The sequence below is a fragment of the uncultured Tyzzerella sp. genome, from assembly GCF_963558545.1.
Taxonomy (GTDB): Bacteria; Bacillota; Clostridia; order Lachnospirales; family CAG-274; genus Tyzzerella.
This window is the reverse complement of the sequence record NZ_CAUWHO010000105.1, coordinates 1-2,303: the sequence shown is the minus strand read 5'-3', so window position 1 is coordinate 2,303 and position 2,303 is coordinate 1. Positions and strand designations below refer to the sequence as shown.

The following is a 2,303-nucleotide window of genomic DNA, read 5'->3' as shown; positions in this document are numbered from 1 at the left end:
GATGAACTTGCTATAATAAGACTTAATTTAATAAACCTTGAATTATCAAGGGGTTTGATTAAGTCTTATTTTTTTATTTTTTAAAATCTATAAAAAGGAGCTGAAATATATGAGTAAAGTTATAGCCATTACAAATGAAAAAGGGGGTGTTGGCAAAACTACTACTGCGACAACAATAGCTTATTTATTCGCTAAAAAAGGAAAAAAAGTTTTATTAATAGATTATGATGGACAGGCTAATTCAACTTTAATAATGAGTGATGAAAACCCAAACAATATTAAAATAACCATATCTACAATTATAAATTATATTATAAAAGATGAGGAATTACCGTTAAAAGAAACCTACATAATTAAAAATAAAGGTATAGATTTAATACCTTCAAATGCAAACCTGTTTACTTTAGAAACAAAACTATCAACAGTAAATTTTAGAGAATATATATTAAAAAAATTTATTGATAAAATAAAAGTTGATTATGATTATGTAATTATTGACTGTATGCCTCAAATAGGAACAGCTATGTTAAATGTAATGGTTGCATCTGATAGCTTGATAATACCTACTCAAGCAGAAATATTATCAGCAAAAGGACTATCCGAGCTTATAAAACATTACCAAGTTATAAAAAAAGTAAATAAAAATTTAAAAATTGACGGAATTTTAATAACAATGGACAAAGAAAATACAAAATCTTCAAAAAAAGTAAAAGAGATGCTAAATAATGCTTTTAAAGAAGAAATAAATATTTTTCAAACTATAATACCAAGAAGTATAAAAGTTGCAGAGGCTACAATATATAAGAAAACTATATGTGAATACTTACCAACAAATATAGTAGCAAAAGCATATAAAAACTTAGTAAATGAGGTGTTACAAATTGAGTAATGAAATGGAGCTAGATGATTTTAGCAAAATGTTAAATTTTGCAACAGGAACAGTAGATGAAAAAGAAATAAATAAAATTGAAATAAATAAACTAAAACACTTTCCTAACCATAAATTTAAGTTATATACAGGAGAAAGACTTGAAAATATGGTACAAAGTTTAAAAGATTATGGAGTTATTGTACCTATAATTGTATGGGAAAATGAATACGATTTTATTATATTAAGTGGACATAATCGTGTTGAAGCTTGTAAAATAGCAGGTATTGATGAGATACCTTGTGTTATAAAAAATGACTTAACACTAGATGAAGCAACATTAATTGTAACAGAAACAAACTTAATGCAACGTTCATTTAGTGATTTAAGCCATTCTGAAAGAGCATACACATTAGAACAACATTATAAGACTTTAAAATGTCAAGGTAGAAGGACAGATTTATTACAAGAAATAGGTAATTTAATGAAAGAAAATATTTTTGTAAATTCAAATCATAATAAAGCTATTAAAAAAGTTGGAGATAGCTACAATCTATCTAAAGATACAGTTGCTAGATATATGAGATTAGCTAAATTAATCCCAAGTTTATTAGAAAAGATAGATAATGAAATTTTACCTATAAGAGCTGGATATAACTTATCTTTTATAGATAATGAAGATATACAAAATGAAATAAATATATTTATAGATAATGGAGTAAAAATACCCATTGAAAAGTCTGAGAAACTAAAAAATCTATTTAAAGAAGATAGATTAAATTTAGATAACTTAGAAAGTTATTTATTAAATGAAAATAAATATAAGAGAACAAGAGCAAAATATAAGAAAATACCTAATACTGTTATAGATAAATACTTTAATTCTACAAGTGATGATAAGGAAATAGCATATATAATAGATAAGGCTTTAGAAATGTATTTCAATGATAAAAATATAGATGTAGGTTAGTGGCACAGATGTAACTTTAAAACCTTGTAAGCCTTGAAAATGACTTAATACAGAACTTGTTCGCCAATGGCGAACAAGTTAAAAATACAAAGGAGTGATTGTTATTAGTAATAAAAAAATACAAGAATTAAAACTAAAGTATCAACAAACAGTTGATAATATAAAAACTAACGATGACTTAAAAAGCTTATTAGATACAATAGTAAAATTTAACAAATACCCTTTTGATAACATAGTTTTAATACATAACCAAAACCCAAATGCAGAGTTTTTAGCTACAATGAATGTATGGAATAACAACGTTGGAAGATTTATAAACAGAGGTACAAAAGGAATAGCTGTTTTAGAACTTGATAACCCAAGGCCAACTTATAGATATTTGTTTGAGCTTAAAAATACAAATGGTAATTATTCAAGCTATAAAAGAGTAATTAATTATAAATGGGAAATAAAAGAAGAAGATAA

Annotated in this window: 3 protein-coding genes; all 3 read left to right on the top strand. The window is 24.9% G+C overall.

The features are described 5' to 3' along the window. Nucleotides 1-109: 109 nt before the first annotated feature. Nucleotides 110-889: a ParA family protein gene (locus R5Z65_RS09940; RefSeq protein WP_317368881.1), complete on the top strand. Its 780-nt coding sequence runs from the start codon at nt 110-112 to the stop codon at nt 887-889. Continuing rightward, entirely contained in the window at nt 882-1,838 is a 957-nt protein-coding gene (locus R5Z65_RS09935; protein ID WP_317368880.1) for a ParB N-terminal domain-containing protein, read from the top strand. The genes R5Z65_RS09940 and R5Z65_RS09935 overlap by 8 nt, the downstream gene beginning before the upstream one ends. A gap of 94 nt (nt 1,839-1,932) precedes the next feature. Continuing rightward, the coding region (locus R5Z65_RS09930; protein ID WP_317368879.1) for a hypothetical protein at nt 1,933-2,303 on the top strand (371 nt) is incomplete at its 3' end.

Excerpts from the sequence above, each read along its gene's own strand:
- R5Z65_RS09940 (WP_317368881.1), top strand. The coding sequence starts at position 110 with ATGAGTAAAGTTATAGCCATTACAAATGAAAAAGGGGGTGTTGGCAAA.